An 18,102-nucleotide genomic window follows, 5' to 3' on the forward strand; every position below is an offset into this window, starting at 1 on the left:
TTAGATTCCTCTTGGGCTGGGCGCTGATACCACGCCCATCTGTTCCAATGCGTACGCGACGCGCAGCGCGATGTCCTCGCGCCAGGGCGCGCAAATGATCTGCACGCCGATCGGCAGCGGCTCCAGCGGCACGGGCACCGCGACCACGGGCAATCCGATGAAGGAGATCGGCTGGGTGTGGATACCGATATTGGCGCGCACCGGCAGCTCGACGCCGTCGAGATTGAAATTCACCTGGCCAAGCTTCGGCGCCGTGCAGGGCGTGGCCGGTGCGATCAGCACGTCGGTGGATTTGAAGATCTCGGCGAGCTGGGCGCGATACCAGCGGCGGAATTTCTGCGCGCGGTCGACCAGCGGCGCCGGCACCATCGCGCCTGCGATCAGCCGGTCGCGCACGGCCGGATCGAAATCGTTCGGGCGCTTGCGCAGGCGATCGAGATGCAGCGAGGCGCCTTCGGTGGTGGTGATGACATAGGCCGCGGCGCGGGCGCGCCCGGCTTCGGGGACGTCGACCACTTGCGTTGCGCCCAGCGCCTTGGCGACGCGGCTGACCGCCTCGACAGCTTCCGGGAACACGTTCTTCTGAAAGTACCCGCCGGCGATCGCGATGCGCAGGTCCGAAACCGGATTGGCGAGCAGCGGCAGCGTCGGCTCCAGCCCACGCGTCGTGCAGGCGCCATCGTCGGCATCCGGCCCCTGCATCGCGTCATAGGCGAGCGCGAGATCGGTGACCGAGCGCGCGAACGGACCGAGATGATCGAGGCTCGCCACGAACGGGAACGAGCGCGCCCGCGACAGCCGGCCATAGGTCGGCTTCAAGCCGAAGATGCCGCAGAAGGAGGACGGCACGCGGATCGAACCGTTGGTATCGGAGCCCAGCGCGATCGGCACCAGCGCGCCGCCGACGGCGCTGCCGGAACCGCCGGACGAGCCGCCGGTCATCCGCGTCGTGTCGTGCGGATTGCGCGAGGGACCGTCATGGACGTTCTCGCCCGTAAAATCGTAGGCGTATTCACCCATGTTGAGCGCGCCGACCAGCACGGCGCCGACGGCTTCCATGCGCTCGATCAGTGTCGCGTCGCGTTTTGCGGGCGCAAGGTCGCGGTTGATCTTCGAGCCCGCCCGCGTGGCGAGCCCCGCGACGTCAAACAGGTTCTTCACCGCGAAGGGCACGCCGGCGAGCGGGCCGACGGTCTTACCGGCCGCGATGTCGGCATCAACCGCACGCGCCTTCGCACGCGCGCGATCGGCGGTGACGTCGGTGAAGGAATTGAGGATGGTGTCGTGCTGCTTGATGCGCGCGAGGGCGGATTCAGTTGCATCGAGCGCGGACATCTTGCCGCCCGCAACCGCGCTCGCGATTTCGGCGGCCGTCATCTCTGGCTTGGTGGTCATGGCAGCATCAAGCCGTGAAGATCGGCGCGGGCTCGGTCTCGTCCGGCAGCGCGAATTCGTCGACGAGGCGGGCGAGCCGCAGCGAGACTTCGAGATTGGCGCGCACCGCAGGCCTCCAGGCCTCCTCGACCGGCAGCGCCAGCGCTTTCGATACGGCGTCGATATAGTCGTCCAGCGGCTCGGCCATCACGCTCCCAACAATCTCTCAGTGCACCGGTAACGGCGGATGCGGAATCGCCGTCAGCAGCTCCTTGGTGTAGTCGTCCTGCGGATCGCTCAGGACCTTCTCGGAAGAGCCCTCTTCGACGATCCGCCCCGACCGCATCACAATGACACGATCGCACAACAAGCGCACTACATTCAAATCATGCGAGACGAACAGGTAGCTCATACCTAGCCGCGCCTTGAGGTCCTGGAGCAGGTTCAGCACGACCGCCTGCACCGAGACGTCGAGCGCCGCGGTCGGCTCGTCCAGGATGACGAGTTTCGGGTGCAGCGCGATGGCGCGGGCGATGCCGACGCGGGCCTTCTGGCCGCCGGAGAGCTGATGCGGGAAGCGATCCAGCAGATTGTGCGGCAGCCCGACCATGGTCGCCAGCTCCTCGCAGCGGGCGCGGAGCGCGTCGCGCCCCTTGATGTCGCCGAGCTGCAGAAGCGGGTCGGCGATGGCGCGCGCGGCGGTGAAGCGTGGGTTGAGGCTGTCGGTCGGGTCCTGGAACACCATCTGGATGCGGCTGCGCTGCGGCAGCCGGGCAAACGACGCCGGCTGGATGGCGCCGATGTCCTCGCCGTCGAACCGGATCAGGCCGGAGGTCTGGTCGAGCAGGCGCATCACCATCATCGACGTGGTCGATTTGCCGCAGCCGGATTCGCCGACGAGGCCGACGCTCTCGCCATGGCCGATCGAGAAGCTGATGCCGTCGACCGCGCGGAACACGTCGGGCTCCAGGGGCGGCTTGCGGCCGAACAGTTTTCCGAGCGTGGCGGTGGCGCCCTGGCGGGGATATTCCTTGACGAGCTTTTCGATGAGGAGGAGAGGCGTCTTCTCCCTCTCCCCGTCCTTCACGGGGTCGCGACGAGCTTCGCTCGCGCTGAGAGGGTCGGGGTGAGGGGCTGTTTCCACGAGCGCGACTCGCGGAGAGCCCCCCTCACCCGCCGCGCTCCGGAGCGCAATTGCGCTCCCGAGCGCGTCGGCCTCTCCCCGCACGCGGGGAGAGGCAAGAGTCTCCTCCTCCGGCAACAAATCCCGCAGGCTCACGCCAAGCCGCGGCGTCGCGCGCATCAGCTTTTTTGTGTAGGGGTGCTGCGGGTTGGCGAAGATGTCGGCGGCCTTGGCGGTCTCGACGACGCGGCCCTTCTCCATCACCACGACGCGGTCGCAATAGGCGGCGGCCAGGCCGAGATCATGCGTGATCAGGATGGTCGACATCGCGCGGCGCCTGGTCAGCTCGACGATCAGGTCCATCACCGCCTTCTGCGTGGTGACGTCGAGACCCGTGGTCGGCTCGTCCGCGATCAGCAGTTGTGGATTGCAGGCAAGCGCGAGCGCGATGACGACGCGCTGGCACATGCCGCCGGACAGCTCGAACGGATAGGCGTGGTAGCGCTCGCGCGGGCGGGCGATCTTGACCTGCTCCAGCGCCTCGATCGCCTTTTCTCCGTGGTCCGAGACCATCGCCTGCTGCACATGGGTGCGCAGCACGTCCTCGATCTGGTCGCCGACCTTGCGGATCGGATTCAGCGCTGCGCGCGGGTTCTGGAAGATCATCGAGACTTCGCGGCCGCGCAGGTCGCGCATCTGGTCTTCGGTCGCGGCCTTGACGTCGATGCCGGAGAACATCACCGAACCCTCGGCGATCCGACCGGCACGGTCGAGGATGCGCATCACCGCGTAGGACGTCACCGACTTGCCGGAGCCGGACTCGCCGACGATCGCGAGCGTCTCGCCCTTGGCGACGGAGATGTTGACGTGCTGCACGGCTTTCACGATGCCGCGGCGGGTGGTGAATTCGACGGTGAGGTCCTGGACGTCGAGCAGGGGCTGGGCGGTCATGAGGGGCTCCCGTCACTCAAACTGGCGAAAACAACCCCATGCACAGTAGAGATGTGTTTGAAATTATTAGATAATTTATGGAAGAAGTTTAGCGGTGAGGGAGGCACGACTCTCTCATTCCCTCCCCCCTTGCGGGGGAGGGGCAGGGAGAGGGGTAGCCACGAACTCAGACCTCTCCCGGGGCTACCCCTCTCCCCCACCCTCCCCCGCAAGGGGGGAGGGAGCGCAGTGGAGTGCTTGGAGATCACCATCACGTCCTCCGCTGGGGGTCGACGATGTCGCGCAGGCCGTCGCCGAGGAGGTTGAAGCAGAATACGGCGATCATCAGCGCGAGGCCCGGAAACAGCGCGATCCACCATTCCCCCGAGACCATGAAGCCCGCGCCTTCGGCGACCATGATGCCCCATTCGGCGGTCGGCGGGCGCACGCCGAGGCCGATGAAGGAGAGGCCTGCGGCATTGAGGATGGCGTAACCCATGGTCAGCGACATCTGCACGATCATGATCGGCATGATGTTCGGCAGGATGTGCACCAGCAGGATGCGAAATTCGCCGTTGCCCGACAGGCGCGCGGCCTGCACGAAGCCGGCATTGCGGCGGACATTGGCTTCGGCGCGCGCGACGCGGGCATAGAGCGGGAAGTTCACGATGGCGGTGGCCAGGATGATGTTCTGCACGGTGTTGCCGAGCGCTGCGACGATGCCCATCGCCAGCACGAACAGCGGGAACGCCATGATGGTGTCGGCGACGCGGCCGACGATGCGATCGGTCCAGCCGCCGAAATAGCCCGCCGCGATGCCGGCGAGGCCGCCCATCAGGAACACCAGCACGACGGAGGCGACCGCGATGAAGGTATCAAGCCTTGTTGCCACGATGACGCGGCTGAAGATGTCGCGCCCCAACTGATCGGTGCCGAACCAGTGCGCCGCCGAAGGCGGCTTCAGTGCCGCCGCGGTATCCGAGGCGAGCGGGTCATACGGCACCACATAGGGACCGAAGATCGCGGCAATCAGGATCAGGATCAGCAGCGCGAAGGCAAAACCCGTGACCTTGTTCTCGCCGAGGACGTAGCGGGTCTGTTCGAGGATCGCGACCAGGCCCGAGGTGCGAGCGGGGCCGACAGGTTCAACAGCAGGCGCAACTGAGCTCATGTCTCACCCCTACCCTTCCAACCGCACGCGCGGATCGATCACGCCGTACAAAATGTCGATCACGAGATTGAGCAGCACGTACATCACCGCCATGGTCAGCACGAAGCCTTGCACCGGCGCGAAGTCCGACGAGATCAGCGCTTCCACCGCATAGGAGCCGATGCCGGGCCAGGCGAACACTTTCTCCACCAGCACGTTGGCGCCGAGCAGGAACGAGAACACCATGCTGAGCGTGGTGATCACGGGCAGCATCGCATTGCGGAAGGCGTAGGTGACGATGACGGTCGACGGCGACAGCCCGCTGGCGCGCGCGGTGCGGACGAACTCCGAAGCCAGCACCGCCAGCATCGAGGCGCGGGTCATGCGCGCGATCGGCGCCAGCGAGAAGATCGCGAGTGTCGTCGCCGGCAGGATGAGCTGGCTGAGCGCCGAGCGGAACGCTTCGAAGTCACGCGCGATCAGCGTGTCGATCAGATAGAAGCCGGTCACCGTCGGCGGCGCGCTGTAAAATACGTCGAGACGGCCGAGCGGCGCGGGCGACCAGCCGAGACGGAAATAGAAGACATACACCAGCACGAGGCCTGTGAAGAACACCGGCAGCGAGACGCCGGCCGTCGTCGTGACACGGCAGAGATGATCAACCCATGATCCTGGTCGCGTCGCCGCCAGCACGCCGAGCGGAATGGCGATGACGACGGAGACGATGAGGCCGAGCAGCGTCAGCTCGGCGGAGGCCGGCAGACGATTGCGGATCTCGGCCGCGACCGGCTGCCCCGTGGTCAGCGAATTGCCGAAATCGCCGTGCGCGAGATCGTTGGTGTAGCGGAAGAACTGCTCGATCAGCGGCTTGTCGAGACCGAGTTTTTTGCGGATCTGCTCGACGGCTTCCTTGGTCGCGGCCGGACCGGCGAAATACGCGGCGGGATCGCCCGGCAGCGCGCGCGTCAGCAGGAAGGTGACGATGACCACGCCGATCAGCGAGGGAATCGCAAACATCAGGCGCTTGCCGATCATGGTCAGCATGAAGTGCTCCCGATCGTGGACAAAACTCTCTCTGCACGCACGGCTATGTTCCCTCCCCCCTTGCGGGGGAGGGCTAGGGAGAGGGGTAGCCCCAAGCGAGGTCGGAGTTCGTGGCTACCCCTCTCCCCAACCCTCCCCCGCAAGGGGGGAGGGAGCCTGAAGAGCGTGCTCACCTCACCCATGACCGCTCACCCCTTCGCCAGCGCGCGATAATCCAGCCTCCGGTGGAACCAGTATTGGTAGCCGCTGATGTTCTTCTGCATCGCGACGTTGACGAAGGGCTGGTACAGCGGAATGCGCGGGATGTCGGTGAAGGCGAGATCGACAAAACCCTTCACGTCCTTGTCGTAAGTCGCGGTGTCACCGGTGGCGGCAGCCGTGCGCGCGCCGTCGATGAGCTTGTCCATCTCCGCCGACTTGTAGCTCATGGTGTTGAAGACGGAATTGTTGCCGTGATAGCACCAGTAGAAGAAGTACTCGGGATAATCGAGCCAGCCCGAGAACACGTTGGTGAAGAGCGGCATCTCCTTCTTGTTCAATTCGGTACGCCAGTTGGCGCCGGGCACCTTGTTGATGGTGGTCTTGATGCCGATCTGCGCGAGGCTCTCCTGCACCAGCACGCAGAGCGGCTCATTGACGCCGGCGAAATTGAGGTCGAACGAGATCGTGGTCTCGAAGCCGTTGGCGTAACCGGCCTCAGCCAGCAGCGCCTTCGCCTTGTCCATGTCGGTGTTGTATTTGTGCGGCTGCGGCCAGGCGACTTCGGTCGGCTTGTCCTTCGGCGCGCCGAACATCGGGTTCGCCAGGCCGAACATCACGGCGTCCATGATCTTCTGATAGGGCAACGCGTAGGCGACGGCCTGACGGACCTTCGGGTTGTCGAACGGCGGCTTGGTGACGTTCATGCCGATATACTGGATGCCGTTGGAGAACGGCAGCGACACCACGTTGAGCTTGCCGTTGGCCTTCATCTCCTGGAAGTCCTTGTTCGGCAGCTCGTAGGAGATGTCGGCATCGCCGCGCTCCAACAGCGCACGGCGATTGCCGGCCTGCGGCACCATGCGCCAGATCACGCGCTTGATCTTCGGCAGCGGACCGCACGCCCAGTCCTCGTTGCGCTCCATGATGACTTCGGTGCCGGCGGTCCACTTCGTCACCTTGTAGGCGCCCGAACCCGCGGTCTGCTGCTTGGTGAATTCGAGGCCCCAGGGGTCCTTCTCGCTGGCGTTCTTCTTCACCAGCTCGGAGTTGACGATGCAGGGCACGATGACGGCGAGATCGGGAATCGTCAGCTTGTCCTTTTTCAGGAAGTCGACGCGCACGGTGTAGTCGTCGATGACGACGAACTGCTCCGGCTTGGTGAGCGAGCCCGCGCTCATCTGGAAGGTGGGAAAGCCGCCGACGCTGACGGCGCGGTCGAGCGACCATTTCACGTCCTTGGCGGTGACAGGCGTGCCGTCGTGGAACTTGGCGTTCTTGCGCAGCTTGAAGGTGACCGACATGTCGTCGATCTTGAAGTCCTCGGCGAGCTCGCCCTTGAACTTGTCGCGGTCGTAATAGGGCACGCCGCCGGGGCCGGCCTTCATCTCGTGGCTGATCAGGCGGTCGTAGCAATTCCAGGAGACTTCATAGCCGGGCACGTTGGTGCCGACGCCGTGGATGTCGAGATTGTTGGGGCCGCCTTCCGAGACGATCAGCAGCGTCTCCGAGCGCGCGTCGGCATAGGCGGACGAAATCACCTGTGGCATCGCCGGAAGCGCCGCGCCTGCGGCCAATCCGGACACGGACTTGAGGAAATCGCGGCGTTTCATCGAAAATGCTCCAACGCAAAAGTTTCTGGTTGGAACAGGGATTCGCAAGGTTCGTGCCAAGGCTTAACGAGACGTTACTCCGCACATAAGCCACTGATTTTAAATCAGTTTAGGTACCGTCGCCGGCCTGATCGTGTTTTGAGCAGCCCTCCTGATTGCATACAAAGATGCAAATTTGCCGAGAAATTAGGCTGAAAAATTGAGCGCTGCGGGTTTGAGCAGGACTGTCACGGAGCCCTTGGCGGCAGGTCAACCCGCCCAGATCAGCTCCTGAAGCTCGACCAGATCATTTGCCTTCTCCTGCCAGCCTTCGATGCAGATATGGCTGTTGAGGTCGCTGGCCCGGTGCAGCAGCATCAGGGCCATCAGCCGGCGCTTGAGCGCGTAGTCGAGCTTGGTATGGCCAAAGCCTTCGAGCAGGCTGCGCACCCTGCCCGGCCGGCCCGCCGCCATGAAGGCGCCTGGGCCGAGCAGATCGTAGTCGCGCCATCCCGCCAGCACGTCGCCGAAGTCGAACAGGCCGGCGAGCGACCATTGATTGTCATGGCAGGCGAGCAAAAAGTTCTCCGGAATGTATTCGCCGATCAGGATCACCGGCGGCGCATCCATCGGGATGAGCTTTTCTACGTCGCGCAGGAGATCGTCGAGGCCGGCGAGGAATTTCGGCGCAAGGCCGAGGCGCGTGTGCCGCGCCTTGCAGCCCTGTATCTGGGCACGCATGAACGCGTCCCAGCGCGGCTCGATTTGCGCAAGCGGTCCGAGCGGGGCGCGCTGGACGCTAGCGATGGTCTCGCCGATCTGGCGCAGCAGGCGCTCCTTCTGATCTTCCGCCAGTTGCGGCCACACCTCCGAGCCCAGCGTGCCTGATAGCCGCGTGATGATCAGATAGGGCCAGCCGTCGCGCATCCCCTCCGCGACGATCTCGGGGATCGGCAGATGCAGGCGGCCCTTGAGCTGCGTCAGCGAGCCGCGCTCGGAGACAAATTGTGCGCGGAGCAGCGGCGGGAAGATCTTCAGGATCAATTTTTCGCCGAGCCCGACGACGAGATTGGTGCCGGTTGCAAATACATGCGGTGCGCTGGCGTCGAGACCATGATCGCGCGCGATGTCGAGCGCGATCGGCAGCCATTGCGAGGAATCGGAGCGCCAGGCGCGGAAGCTTTCCGCGTCGGTGAAGCGGGGCAGTGTCATCAACATTGCAAACTCAATCAGACCAAATTCCCTGCGGCCATCCTTCGCGACGCCCGCTTGCGCGGGCTCCTCAGGATGAGGACGGAATGTGCGGCAACGATGTCGACGAGCCCCGATGTCGCTTAGCCTCATCCTGAGGAGCCCGCCAGAGGCGGGCGTCTCGAAGGACGAGGCGCGCGCTCAGGCCGCCCGCTACCTATCCGGGCTGGCGCGCTCGAACTGGCGGAGCAGCTTGTTGCCGCGCTCGACCGCGGCATCGAGCGCGGCTTGCGCGCCCTTCTGGCCGGTAAAGGCCTGCTCCAGCTCGTCCTCGATGGCGCCGCGGATCAGCACGAAGGAGCCGAGCCGGATGCCCTTCGAGTTCTCTGTCGGCGGATGCAGCGTGATCTCCTCGAACGAGATCGCCGAGCCCGGATTGCGCTCATAAAAACCCTGCGCGCGCGTCAGCTCGTAGGCGGCGCGGGTGATCGGCAGATAGCCGGTGTTCTGGTGCCAGGCCGCCTGCACGCCGGGCTGCGACAGATAGGCGAAGAACCGCGCGACGCCCTTGTATTCCTCGCGCGGGCGATCGCGCAGCACCCACAGCGTGGCACCGCCGATGATCGAGTTCTGCGGCGCGTTCTTCACGTCGGGCCAGTACGGCATCATGCCGTAGCCGATATCGAACTTCGAATTCGCCTTGATGTCGGCCCGCGTCGCCGAGGAGCCGATGAAGATGCCGCATTCGCCCTTCTGGAAGCGCGGCTCGGCCGACTGCCCGCGGCCGCTATAGTCGAACACCTTGTCCTTCTGCCACTCGGCAAGCCGGGCGATGTGCTGCACGACGACCGGGTTGTTGATGGTCAGCTCGGCATCCAGCCCCGCAAAGCCATTGGTCCGCGTCGCGAGCGGCAGATTGTGGAAGGCGGCGAAATTCTCGATATGGATCCAGGACGGCCAGGACGTGGTGAAGCCGCACACCGCGCCGCGCTCGCGCAAGCGTTTTGCAGCAAGCCCCAGCTCGGGCCATGTCTTCGGCGGCGCCTCCGGATCGAGGCCCGCGTCGCGGAACATGGTCTTGTTGTAATAGAGGATCGGCGTCGAGGAATTGAACGGGAACGACAACAGATTGCCGGCCGCATCGGTGTAATAGCCGGAGACGGCGGGAAGGTAATCGTTGAGCGAGAACGGCTCGTTCATGTCCCTCATCATGCTGAACACGGGATAGATCGCGCCCTTGGCCGCAGTCATGGTGGCGGTGGCGACCTCGTTGACCTGGACGATCGCGGGCTGGCTGCGCGAGCGGAAGGCGAAGATCGCAGCGGTCACCGTCTCGGTGTAATTGCCCTTGTAGCTCGGCACGATGCGGTAGTCGGACTGCGAGGCGTTGAAATCGGAGGCGAGCTTTTCCAGCTGCCGGCCGAGCTCGCCGGACATGGCGTGCCACCATGCGATCTCCGTGGCGGCACGCGCCTGGAGCGGCCAGGTGAGGATGGTGAAGGCGGCGACGAGCCGCAAAAGACGCGATGCTGAAATCACGATGGCTCTTCCCGTGTCGCGCGGCAAAGGGCGACTATACCTGCTTAAGGCCCGGCATTTCCTGTTTCAACCGGGAATGAACGGCGGCTGCAACGCACAATCGCCCCGCGGGGTGCGGCAGGATGGCCTTCCCTTAACCATCTGCTAGATTGCGTTGAACCTTTTTGCTTCGCCATAGACTCCACCACTGAGGGGTTGAGTGTGCCAGTGCTGAACCGTGCCGAACTCTCGCGGGCCGGGTTGATCTTCGTTGCGATTCTGCTCGCGGTCTGCGCGACGAGCGCTGCTGCGCGCGAATTCCGCGCCGCCGACACCCAGACCCAGGACTACCCGACCGTCCAGGCGCTGCGCTACATGGGCGCCCTGATCGCCGAGCGCACCGGCGGCCGGCACGAGGTGAAGGTGTTCCACTCCCGCCAGCTCGGCGAGGAGAAGGAGACCATCGAGCAGACCCGGGTCGGCGCGATCGACCTCAACCGGACCAATGTGGCGCTGATCGGCAATTTCGTCCCTGCGATGAACGTGCTGGCTATGCCGTTCCTGTTCCGGTCCATCGAGCACATGCAGAAGGTGCTGGACGGGCCGATCGGCAGCGAGATCCTCGGCAGTTTCGAGCCCTACGGCTTCGTCGGGCTCGCCTTCTACGATTCCGGTGCGCGGTCGATCTACAACGGGGTCCGCCCTGTCCGGAGCGTCGCGGACCTCAGGGGATTGAGGATCCGGGTGCAGCAGTCGGAGTTGATGAGCCAGATGATCCGCTCGCTCGGCGCCGAGCCGGTCGAGATGCCCTATGGGCAGGTGCTCACCGGGCTTGCCAACCATCTGATCGACGGCGCCGAAAACAACTGGCCGTCTTTCGTGACGACGGACCATTACAAGCATGCCGGCCACCTTGCGCTCACCGAGCACACGATGAGCCCGGAAGTGCTGGTGATCTCGCTGAAGGCCTGGACAAGCCTGTCGGCGGACGACCAGCAGATTTTCCGCGAGGCCGCGGCGCGCTCCAGCCGGTTCATGCGCGAGAAGTGGCGCGACCTCGAGGAGCAGTCGCAGCGCAAGGCGGAGGCCGCCGGCATCACGGTCGTCAAGGACATCGACCGCAAGCCGTTCGAGGACGCGATGGCTGCGATCTATGCCAAGGCGGGGCGTGATCCCGCCGCGGCCGCGCTGATCGAACGCATTCGCAAGGTGGAGTGAGCCGCTTGGCTGCACTTGGACACAGCGAGCACGGAGACAGGCCGCCCGGCCCGCTCGGGCGGCTGCGCGCCCGCCTGGTCGGCATGCTCCGGGCAGTGCCGATCCGCTGGCGCATCCTGTCGATCGCGGCGCTGAACTCCGCCGTGGTGGTGGTGCTGGTGGGCCTGATCTGGAACGGCTCGCAGGTGCTGGGGTCGGCCTGGGACGACGTCCGCCAGGTGCGCGAGTCAGACCGCATTCTGGCGCTGCTCGAAAGCGAGACCGGGCGCCTGCACAATCTGATCCACCGCTACATCAACCAGCCGAGCCCGGACCTGTTCGCCGAGATCCTGCTGCTGCGCGAGGCGGTGCTGGGCACGCTGACCGATCGTGCCGCCAAGGACCCGATGCTGTCGGGCTCGGTCGAGGAGCTGGAGCGCACCACCGACCGCTTCCTCAACGGCTTCGGCGAGCTGCGCGTCGTGCAGGCGACCATCGCCAAGACCTATGAGGAGCAGGTGCAGGGCCCGGCCAGGGACATGGCCGGCCTCTATTCCATCATCGAGGGCGCCACCGGCCATCGTGACGCGCTGATCTGGCCCTCGCTCGGCAAGTCCCGCGAGGCCTTCACGGCGATGCTGGTCGCGGCGAATTCCTACTATCTGTCGCTGTCGCCCGGTGCTGCCGACGACGCGCGCCGCAACACCGAGACGATCGAGAAGACCATTCCGGTCATGATCGATCTCGCCGACAACGATCTGCAGCGCATGGCGCTGCAACGGCTCGGCGCCCGCACCATGGCGCTGCGCGAGGGTTTTGCCAAACTCTCCGAGCAGCTGATGAACCGCACCGAATTGCTGCGCAACACCATCGACGCCAGCCAGGCCGAGGCGATCGGCGCCATCGACGATCTCTCCACCAAGATGCGCCAGCGCGAGCAGAAGGCGCAGGAGACCTTCGACCGCACGCTGGCGGCCATTTCTCGCCGCGTCCTCACCATTGCGATGATCTTCCTCGGCGTCATCCTCGCCGCCGGCGTGCTGATCGCGCTGTCGATCCGGCTGCCGCTGCAGCAGATCATGACCGCGATGCGCGCGATCACGCTCGGGGACCTCGACCGCGAGGTGCAGGGCACCAAGGCACGCGACGAGGTCGGCGCCATGGCGCGCGCGGTGGAGGTGTTCCGCGAGAACGCGATCGCGAAGCGCGAGACCGAGGACGAGCTGCGCGCGTCCAAGGAAAAGGCCGAGAGCGCGCTGCTCGAGCTCAACACCGCACAGCAGAACCTGATCGACGCCGAACGACTGGCGGCCCTCGGCGGCCTCGTCGCCGGCGTTGCGCACGAGGTCAACAACCCCATCGGCATCAGCCTGACCGTTGCCTCGAGCTTTGCCCGGCGCACCGAGATCTTCGAGGCCCAGCTCAAGGGCGACGGCGGCCTGCGCCGCTCGCAGCTGGAGGAGTTCGTGCAGTCCTCGCGCGACGCCTCGCAGCAGCTGGTCGCCAACCTCACCCGCGCCGGCGAGCTGATCCAGTCGTTCAAGCAGGTCGCGGTCGACCGCTCGCATGCCGAGCGGCGGCAGTTCTCACTCAGCGAAGCCACCGACCAGATCATCGCCAGCCTGCGTCCGGTCCTGAAGCGCTCGCCGATCACGCTCCAGGTCGACGTGCCCGAGGGGCTGCTGCTGGACGGCTATCCCGGCTCCTACGGTCAGATCCTGACCAACCTCTTCCTCAACGCCGCCAACCACGCCTTTGCCGACGGCCGCGCCGGCACGATCACGATCTCGGCGCGGCCGCGCGGGTCCGACGACATCGAGATCATCTTCGCCGATGACGGGGCCGGCATGACCCCGGACGTGCAGCGCCAGGCCTTTGACCCATTCTTTACCACCCGGCGCAATGAAGGTGGTACGGGACTCGGGCTTCATATCGTCTATAACCTCGTCACCCAGCAGCTCGGCGGACGCATGATGCTGGAATCCAAGCTGGGACAAGGCACTACTTTTCGGATTATCATGCCGCGGATCGCCAAGGGCGGCACGCAAAGCACAGAGACTGACGGGACTTCTCAATGGCCGAACAGGACGATGTCCTCCACCTGATCGACGATACCGGTGCCGCACCGGAGGACCAGAACGCAAGGAAGTGGAAGATCGCCGTCATCGACGACGATCCGGCCGTGCATGACGGCACCCGCTTCGCGCTGTCCGACTACAGCCTCAATGGCCAGGGCCTGGAGATCCTCTCCGCCCATTCCGCGGCGGAAGGTCGCAAGCTGATGGCCGAGCACGGCGATATCGCCGCCGTGCTGCTCGACGTCATCATGGAGACCGACGTCGCCGGCCTCGAACTGGTCGAGTTCATCCGCAACGAGCTCAAGAACGAGACCGTGCGTATCATCCTGCGCACCGGACAGCCCGGCCAGGCGCCCGAACGGCGCGTGATCGTGCAGTACGACATCAACGACTACAAGGCCAAGACCGAGCTCACGGCCGACAAGCTGTTCACCTCGCTGACCGCGGCGCTGCGCTCCTATCAGCAGCTCGAGCGCATGGTGCAGACCCGGCGCGGGCTCGAGATCATCATCGACGCCGCCTCGACGCTGTACGACTTCAAGTCGATGCAGCGGCTCGCCGAGGGCGTGCTGACCCAGCTCGCCTCGCTGCTCAATGTCGACTGCGCCGGTATACTGGTCTTGCGCGACAATGGCGGCGTGGACCCCGAACTCTCCGTGCTCGCCGGCAGCGGCTGCTACAGCCGCTTCATCGGCACGACCTCGTCGAAGGCGCTCGACCCCGACCTGCGCACGATGGTGGAAGCCGCCTTCCAGGGCCGCAAGAACGAATTCGCCGACCACCGCAGCGTGATCTATCTGCGCACCGGAAGCGGCCGCGAGGTGGTGGTGCTGCTCCAGGCCGAGCGCGAGCTGTCCGAGACCGATCGCTCGCTGGTCGAGATCTTCTCCAGCCGGCTCTCGATCGCCTTCGACAACGTCATCCTCTATCAGCAGCTCCAGGACGCCAACACGCAGCTCGAGGATCGCGTGGCCCAGCGCACCCGCGCGCTGATGCAGGCCAACCGCCGCCTCTCGGCGCAATGGCTGCGGCTGCAGCGCGCCAACGGCTTCAAGAACGAGATCCTCGGCACCGTCGCGCATGATCTGAAGAACCCGCTCGGCGTCATCCTCGGCCGCACCGAGATGCTGAAGGAGCTGATCTCGACCGGCGCGTCGGCCGACGGCGTCGTCGCCCAGGTCGATCACATCCGCGATGCGACGAAGCGCCTGACCACGATGGTCGATCACCTGATCTCGGACGCGATGGCCGATGCCTTCGACATCACCATCCGCCGCGAGCCGGTCGACGTCGCGGCGCTGGTGAAAGAGGTCGCCGAGGCCAACCATCCGCTCGCGGTCAACAAGCAGCAGGCGATCAGCGTCACCGCGCCACCCAACATCGTCACCATGTGCGACACCGACCGCATCCGCGAGGCGATCGACAATCTCATCAGCAACGCCATCAAATACTCACCGATCGGCGGCAAGATCGTCGTCGCGGTCACCCATGAGGGAAGCGACACCATCGTCCGCGTCAGCGACCAGGGCGCCGGCCTGTCGCCGGAGGATCTGGGCCGCCTGTTCGGCCGGTTCCAGCGGCTGTCGGCCAAACCGACCGCGGGCGAGAGCTCGACGGGGCTTGGGCTTTCCATCGTCAAGCGTATTATCGACATGCATGGCGGCGAGGTGACGGCCGAGAGCGACGGTCCCGGCCAGGGATCGACCTTCACCATCACCCTGCCCGCGACCGAGTTGCCGTGATTTGAGTACCGAGATCTGATGACATGACCCAAAGCCAGCACATCATGATCGTCGACGACGAGGCCCCGGCCCGGGAGATGGTCGGCGATTACCTCAAGATGCACGGCTTCACCGTGACGCTGTGCGACGGCGGCAAGAGCTTGCGCGCCGCGATCGACGGCGGCATGCCCGACCTCGTCGTGCTCGACCTCAACATGCCCGAGGAAGACGGCCTCTCGATCATCCGCGACCTCAAGAGCCGGATCAACGTGCCTGTCATCATGCTGACGGCGACGGCGAGCCCGATCGACCGCGTCGTCGGTCTCGAGCTCGGCGCCGACGATTACGTGGCAAAGCCCTGCGAGCTGCGCGAGCTGATGGCGCGCATCCGCTCGGTGCTGCGGCGGAGCACGCCGGTGAAGGCTGCCGCTGCAGAGGCGCCTGCGAAATCGGACAAGGACCAACTGGTGCGCTTCGGCACCAAATGGCTCGACCTCGAAGCGCAGGCCTTGCGCGACGACGAGGGCAACGAGCATCCGCTCACGGCGTCCGAATTCGGGCTGCTCAAGGTGTTTGCGGCCAATCCGAAGCGCGTGCTGTCGCGCGAGCGTCTGCTCGAACTGGCCAATGCGCGCGACGCCGAAGCCTTCGACCGCGCCGTCGACCTCCGCATCATGCGCATCCGCCGCAAGATCGAGCCCGACCCGACCAAGCCGGCCGTGATCCGCACCATCCGCGGCGGCGGCTATCTGTTCTCGCCCGCGGGCGAGAAGGCGTAGGGCGCGCCAAACCTACCCGCTGTCGCCCCAGACAAGCGCGCGTCGATCCGGGACGGACAGCTGATTTCTTGGCGCGACCGAACGCAAATCCTCGTACTTCGTTCCAGCCGCCCTCCGGCGCCCCCCCAGACCCGACCCCCGTATTTTCCGTATATTGAAATTCCACGATTTTTTGCCCCGAATGTTTCGTCGCGCCCTGTCCGACGAAACAATTTGGCGGCGCACGAAACCATTTTCCGCTTTTGGTGCAGACGTCCCGAAACGTTGGCTGATTAACACTTTGGTCCAAGGAAACGCCGCTCGGTTGCGGCGCTACGGGGAGCTAAGTCAATGCCGAACGTCATCGCCATCAACGCCCAAGCCAGCCAGAGCATCATTGCCGCTCAGGCGACCTCGGACGATATGCTTCTGGAGAGCATTGCCGACGGCAACCGGACAGCGATGCACATCCTCTATTGCCGGCACAATGTGCGGGTCTATCGCTTCATCCTACGCATCGTGCGTGACGCGACCACGGCGGAAGATCTGGTCAGCCAGGTGTTCCTCGACGTGTGGCGCACCGCAGGCCAATTCCAGGGCCGCTCGCAGGTCTCGACCTGGCTGCTCTCGATCGCCCGCTTCAAGGCGCTGACCGCCATGCGCCAGCGCCGCTTCGAGGACATCGACCAGGACGACGTGCGCCAGATCCCTGACGATGCCGAGACGCCGGAGAGCTCGCTCGACCGCAACGACACCAGCGCCATTCTGCGCGCCTGCGTGCAGAAGCTGTCGCCCGCGCATCGCGAGATCATCAACCTCGTCTACTACCACGAGAAGTCGGTGGAGGAGGTCGGTCAGATCATCGGCATCCCGCAGAGCACGGTGAAGACGCGGATGTTCTATGCCCGCAAGCAACTGGCAGACTTGCTTAAGGGCGCCGGCGTCGACCGTTTCGCCGCCTAAGGCCAAGGATTTCAGTGGGATAGGACCGCACTTCGGCCCTGTCCCCGGACACGGAAGTGTTACCGCCGACGAAACAATTGAAACAAAGCACAACATCAGGCGGAAAAACTCCCCTCCTATAAAGCTCACATACGGTTTCGTTAAACCTCCCAAGACCTCCAGCGACCCGGACGATGCCCCCGTCCGGGTCGTTTTGTATTTGGGTTTTGCGATGCCGCAGCCCTGATGTTCTTGGCCGCATCTGAGTGAGTTGGGCACCCTCTCTCATTCCCTCCCCCCTTGCGGGGAAGGGGCAGGGAGAGGGGTAGCCACGGGGACTCTCTCGATATATGCGCGGCACGATCGCAGGCGGATGGACCGTTTCCCGGGCTACCCCTCTCCCCCGCCCTCCCCCGCAAGGGGGGAGGGAGCGCAGCATTGCCGTGGCCGGCCCGGTTGCCTCGCAAAGCCGCCCGCTACTCCCTCTCAGACAAGGGCTTCGTCACGAACGTGTGACGCCACGTAACGACCGGCGCATCCATCCCGAAACAACCTCGTGACCCCCTTCACGAGTGCCCCATGCTCGAACTTCTCTTCGCCGTGCTTGCCGGAATCCTCACCATCGCCGCGCCCTGCACCCTGCCGATGCTGCCGATCCTGCTTGGCGCCTCGATCGGGCGCGCGGGACATTTGCGGCCGGCGATGATCGCACTTGGCTTCGTCGTCTCGTTCTCGGCGGCCGCGCTGCTGCTGGGTGCCATCACGCGGCTGTTCGATTTCGATCCGAACGTGCTGCGCGAGGCCGCCTCGATCCTGCTGCTCGGTTTCGGCCTGCTGATGCTGTGGCCGGCGCCGTTTGAATGGCTGTCGGTCCGGCTCAACGGCTGGTTCGATCTCGGCAATGCCGGCGCCGTGCAGCGCGAGGGCGCACTTGGCGGCCTCGTGCTCGGCACCACGCTGGGCCTGGTCTGGACGCCTTGCGCAGGCCCGGTGCTCGGCTCGATCCTGACGCTGGTCGCGACCTCGAAGAACGCCAGCTGGGCCGGCGTGCTGCTGATTGCCTATGCCATCGGCGCAGCGATCCCAATGCTCGCGATCGCCTATGGCGGACAGGCCGCGACCACGCGGGTGCGCAGCCTCGCGCGGATCTCGCCGCGGCTGCAGCAGGGTTTTGGCGTCGTCGTGATCGCCTTCGCGGTCGCCGCCTACTTCCAATACGACACGCTGATCGTGGCGTGGCTCACCGGCTTCTATCCCACCGGCCAGATCGGCCTGTGATCATCGCG

At 65.1% G+C, this 18,102-nt stretch carries 14 protein-coding genes; 6 read left to right on the forward strand and 8 right to left on the reverse strand.

What is annotated here, in order from left to right; genetic code table 11:
- The 8 genes from NLM25_RS42825 to ugpB form a co-directional block, all read right to left on the reverse strand.
- Positions 1 to 1,395 carry an AtzE family amidohydrolase gene (locus NLM25_RS42825; protein WP_254140933.1) on the reverse strand — a complete coding sequence of 465 codons (1,395 nt, stop codon included), beginning with the start codon at positions 1,393 to 1,395 and terminating at the stop codon, positions 1 to 3.
- Between the two features lie 7 nt (positions 1,396 to 1,402).
- Positions 1,403 to 1,582, reverse strand: coding sequence for a DUF4089 domain-containing protein (locus NLM25_RS42830; protein WP_018316853.1), 180 nt, complete (start codon positions 1,580 to 1,582; stop codon positions 1,403 to 1,405).
- 18 nt (positions 1,583 to 1,600) lie between these two features.
- Complete coding sequence (locus tag NLM25_RS42835) at positions 1,601 to 3,448, reverse strand: ABC transporter ATP-binding protein (protein ID WP_254140934.1); 1,848 nt, start codon at positions 3,446 to 3,448, stop codon at positions 1,601 to 1,603.
- A 250-nt stretch (positions 3,449 to 3,698) separates the two neighbouring features.
- Positions 3,699 to 4,598 (reverse strand): ABC transporter permease, encoded by a 900-nt coding sequence (locus tag NLM25_RS42840; protein ID WP_254140935.1) that lies wholly within the window; start codon positions 4,596 to 4,598, stop codon positions 3,699 to 3,701.
- A 9-nt stretch (positions 4,599 to 4,607) separates the two neighbouring features.
- Positions 4,608 to 5,621 carry an ABC transporter permease gene (locus NLM25_RS42845; RefSeq protein WP_145657084.1) on the reverse strand — a complete coding sequence of 338 codons (1,014 nt, stop codon included), beginning with the start codon at positions 5,619 to 5,621 and terminating at the stop codon, positions 4,608 to 4,610.
- 188 nt (positions 5,622 to 5,809) lie between these two features.
- Positions 5,810 to 7,432, reverse strand: coding sequence for an ABC transporter substrate-binding protein (locus tag NLM25_RS42850; RefSeq protein ID WP_254140936.1), 1,623 nt, complete (start codon positions 7,430 to 7,432; stop codon positions 5,810 to 5,812).
- A gap of 249 nt (positions 7,433 to 7,681) precedes the next feature.
- Positions 7,682 to 8,629, reverse strand: coding sequence for an aminoglycoside phosphotransferase family protein (locus NLM25_RS42855; protein ID WP_375167871.1), 948 nt, complete (start codon positions 8,627 to 8,629; stop codon positions 7,682 to 7,684).
- 186 nt (positions 8,630 to 8,815) lie between these two features.
- Complete coding sequence (gene ugpB / locus NLM25_RS42860) at positions 8,816 to 10,141, reverse strand: sn-glycerol-3-phosphate ABC transporter substrate-binding protein UgpB (RefSeq protein WP_254140937.1); 1,326 nt, start codon at positions 10,139 to 10,141, stop codon at positions 8,816 to 8,818.
- A gap of 201 nt (positions 10,142 to 10,342) precedes the next feature.
- Here ugpB and NLM25_RS42865 point away from each other — a divergent pair, with 201 nt between their 5' ends.
- From NLM25_RS42865 to NLM25_RS42890, 6 genes are all read left to right on the forward strand, one after another.
- Positions 10,343 to 11,338 (forward strand): TRAP transporter substrate-binding protein, encoded by a 996-nt coding sequence (locus NLM25_RS42865; RefSeq protein WP_254140938.1) that lies wholly within the window; start codon positions 10,343 to 10,345, stop codon positions 11,336 to 11,338.
- Positions 11,339 to 11,421: 83 nt separating this feature from the next.
- Positions 11,422 to 13,422, forward strand: coding sequence for an ATP-binding protein (locus NLM25_RS42870; RefSeq protein WP_254124724.1), 2,001 nt, complete (start codon positions 11,422 to 11,424; stop codon positions 13,420 to 13,422).
- Positions 13,392 to 15,137 (forward strand): DUF3369 domain-containing protein, encoded by a 1,746-nt coding sequence (locus NLM25_RS42875; protein ID WP_254140939.1) that lies wholly within the window; start codon positions 13,392 to 13,394, stop codon positions 15,135 to 15,137. The genes NLM25_RS42870 and NLM25_RS42875 overlap by 31 nt, the downstream gene beginning before the upstream one ends.
- A 23-nt stretch (positions 15,138 to 15,160) precedes the next feature.
- Positions 15,161 to 15,895 (forward strand): response regulator, encoded by a 735-nt coding sequence (locus tag NLM25_RS42880; RefSeq protein ID WP_254140940.1) that lies wholly within the window; start codon positions 15,161 to 15,163, stop codon positions 15,893 to 15,895.
- 330 nt (positions 15,896 to 16,225) lie between these two features.
- Positions 16,226 to 16,837 (forward strand): sigma-70 family RNA polymerase sigma factor, encoded by a 612-nt coding sequence (locus NLM25_RS42885; RefSeq protein WP_212487708.1) that lies wholly within the window; start codon positions 16,226 to 16,228, stop codon positions 16,835 to 16,837.
- A 558-nt stretch (positions 16,838 to 17,395) separates the two neighbouring features.
- On the forward strand, positions 17,396 to 18,094 hold the full coding sequence (locus NLM25_RS42890; protein ID WP_254140941.1) for a cytochrome c biogenesis CcdA family protein: 699 nt from the start codon (positions 17,396 to 17,398) through the stop codon (positions 18,092 to 18,094).
- Positions 18,095 to 18,102 lie beyond the last annotated feature (8 nt).

Origin of the sequence: Bradyrhizobium sp. CCGB01, from assembly GCF_024199795.1 — a bacterium.
GTDB lineage: Bacteria > Pseudomonadota > Alphaproteobacteria > Rhizobiales > Xanthobacteraceae > Bradyrhizobium.

Bases quoted from the DNA above. Each gene is read 5' to 3' on its own strand.
- NLM25_RS42825 (WP_254140933.1), bottom strand. From the start codon at position 1,395: ATGACCACCAAGCCAGAGATGACGGCCGCCGAAATCGCGAGCGCGGTT.
- NLM25_RS42830 (WP_018316853.1), bottom strand. From the start codon at position 1,582: ATGGCCGAGCCGCTGGACGACTATATCGACGCCGTATCGAAAGCGCTG.
- NLM25_RS42835 (WP_254140934.1), bottom strand. From the start codon at position 3,448: ATGACCGCCCAGCCCCTGCTCGACGTCCAGGACCTCACCGTCGAATTC.
- NLM25_RS42840 (WP_254140935.1), bottom strand. From the start codon at position 4,598: ATGAGCTCAGTTGCGCCTGCTGTTGAACCTGTCGGCCCCGCTCGCACC.
- NLM25_RS42845 (WP_145657084.1), bottom strand. From the start codon at position 5,621: ATGCTGACCATGATCGGCAAGCGCCTGATGTTTGCGATTCCCTCGCTG.
- NLM25_RS42850 (WP_254140936.1), bottom strand. From the start codon at position 7,432: ATGAAACGCCGCGATTTCCTCAAGTCCGTGTCCGGATTGGCCGCAGGC.
- NLM25_RS42855 (WP_375167871.1), bottom strand. From the start codon at position 8,629: ATGTTGATGACACTGCCCCGCTTCACCGACGCGGAAAGCTTCCGCGCC.
- NLM25_RS42870 (WP_254124724.1), top strand. From the start codon at position 11,422: ATGCTCCGGGCAGTGCCGATCCGCTGGCGCATCCTGTCGATCGCGGCG.
- NLM25_RS42875 (WP_254140939.1), top strand. From the start codon at position 13,392: ATGGCCGAACAGGACGATGTCCTCCACCTGATCGACGATACCGGTGCC.
- NLM25_RS42880 (WP_254140940.1), top strand. From the start codon at position 15,161: ATGACCCAAAGCCAGCACATCATGATCGTCGACGACGAGGCCCCGGCC.
- NLM25_RS42885 (WP_212487708.1), top strand. From the start codon at position 16,226: ATGCCGAACGTCATCGCCATCAACGCCCAAGCCAGCCAGAGCATCATT.
- NLM25_RS42890 (WP_254140941.1), top strand. From the start codon at position 17,396: ATGCTCGAACTTCTCTTCGCCGTGCTTGCCGGAATCCTCACCATCGCC.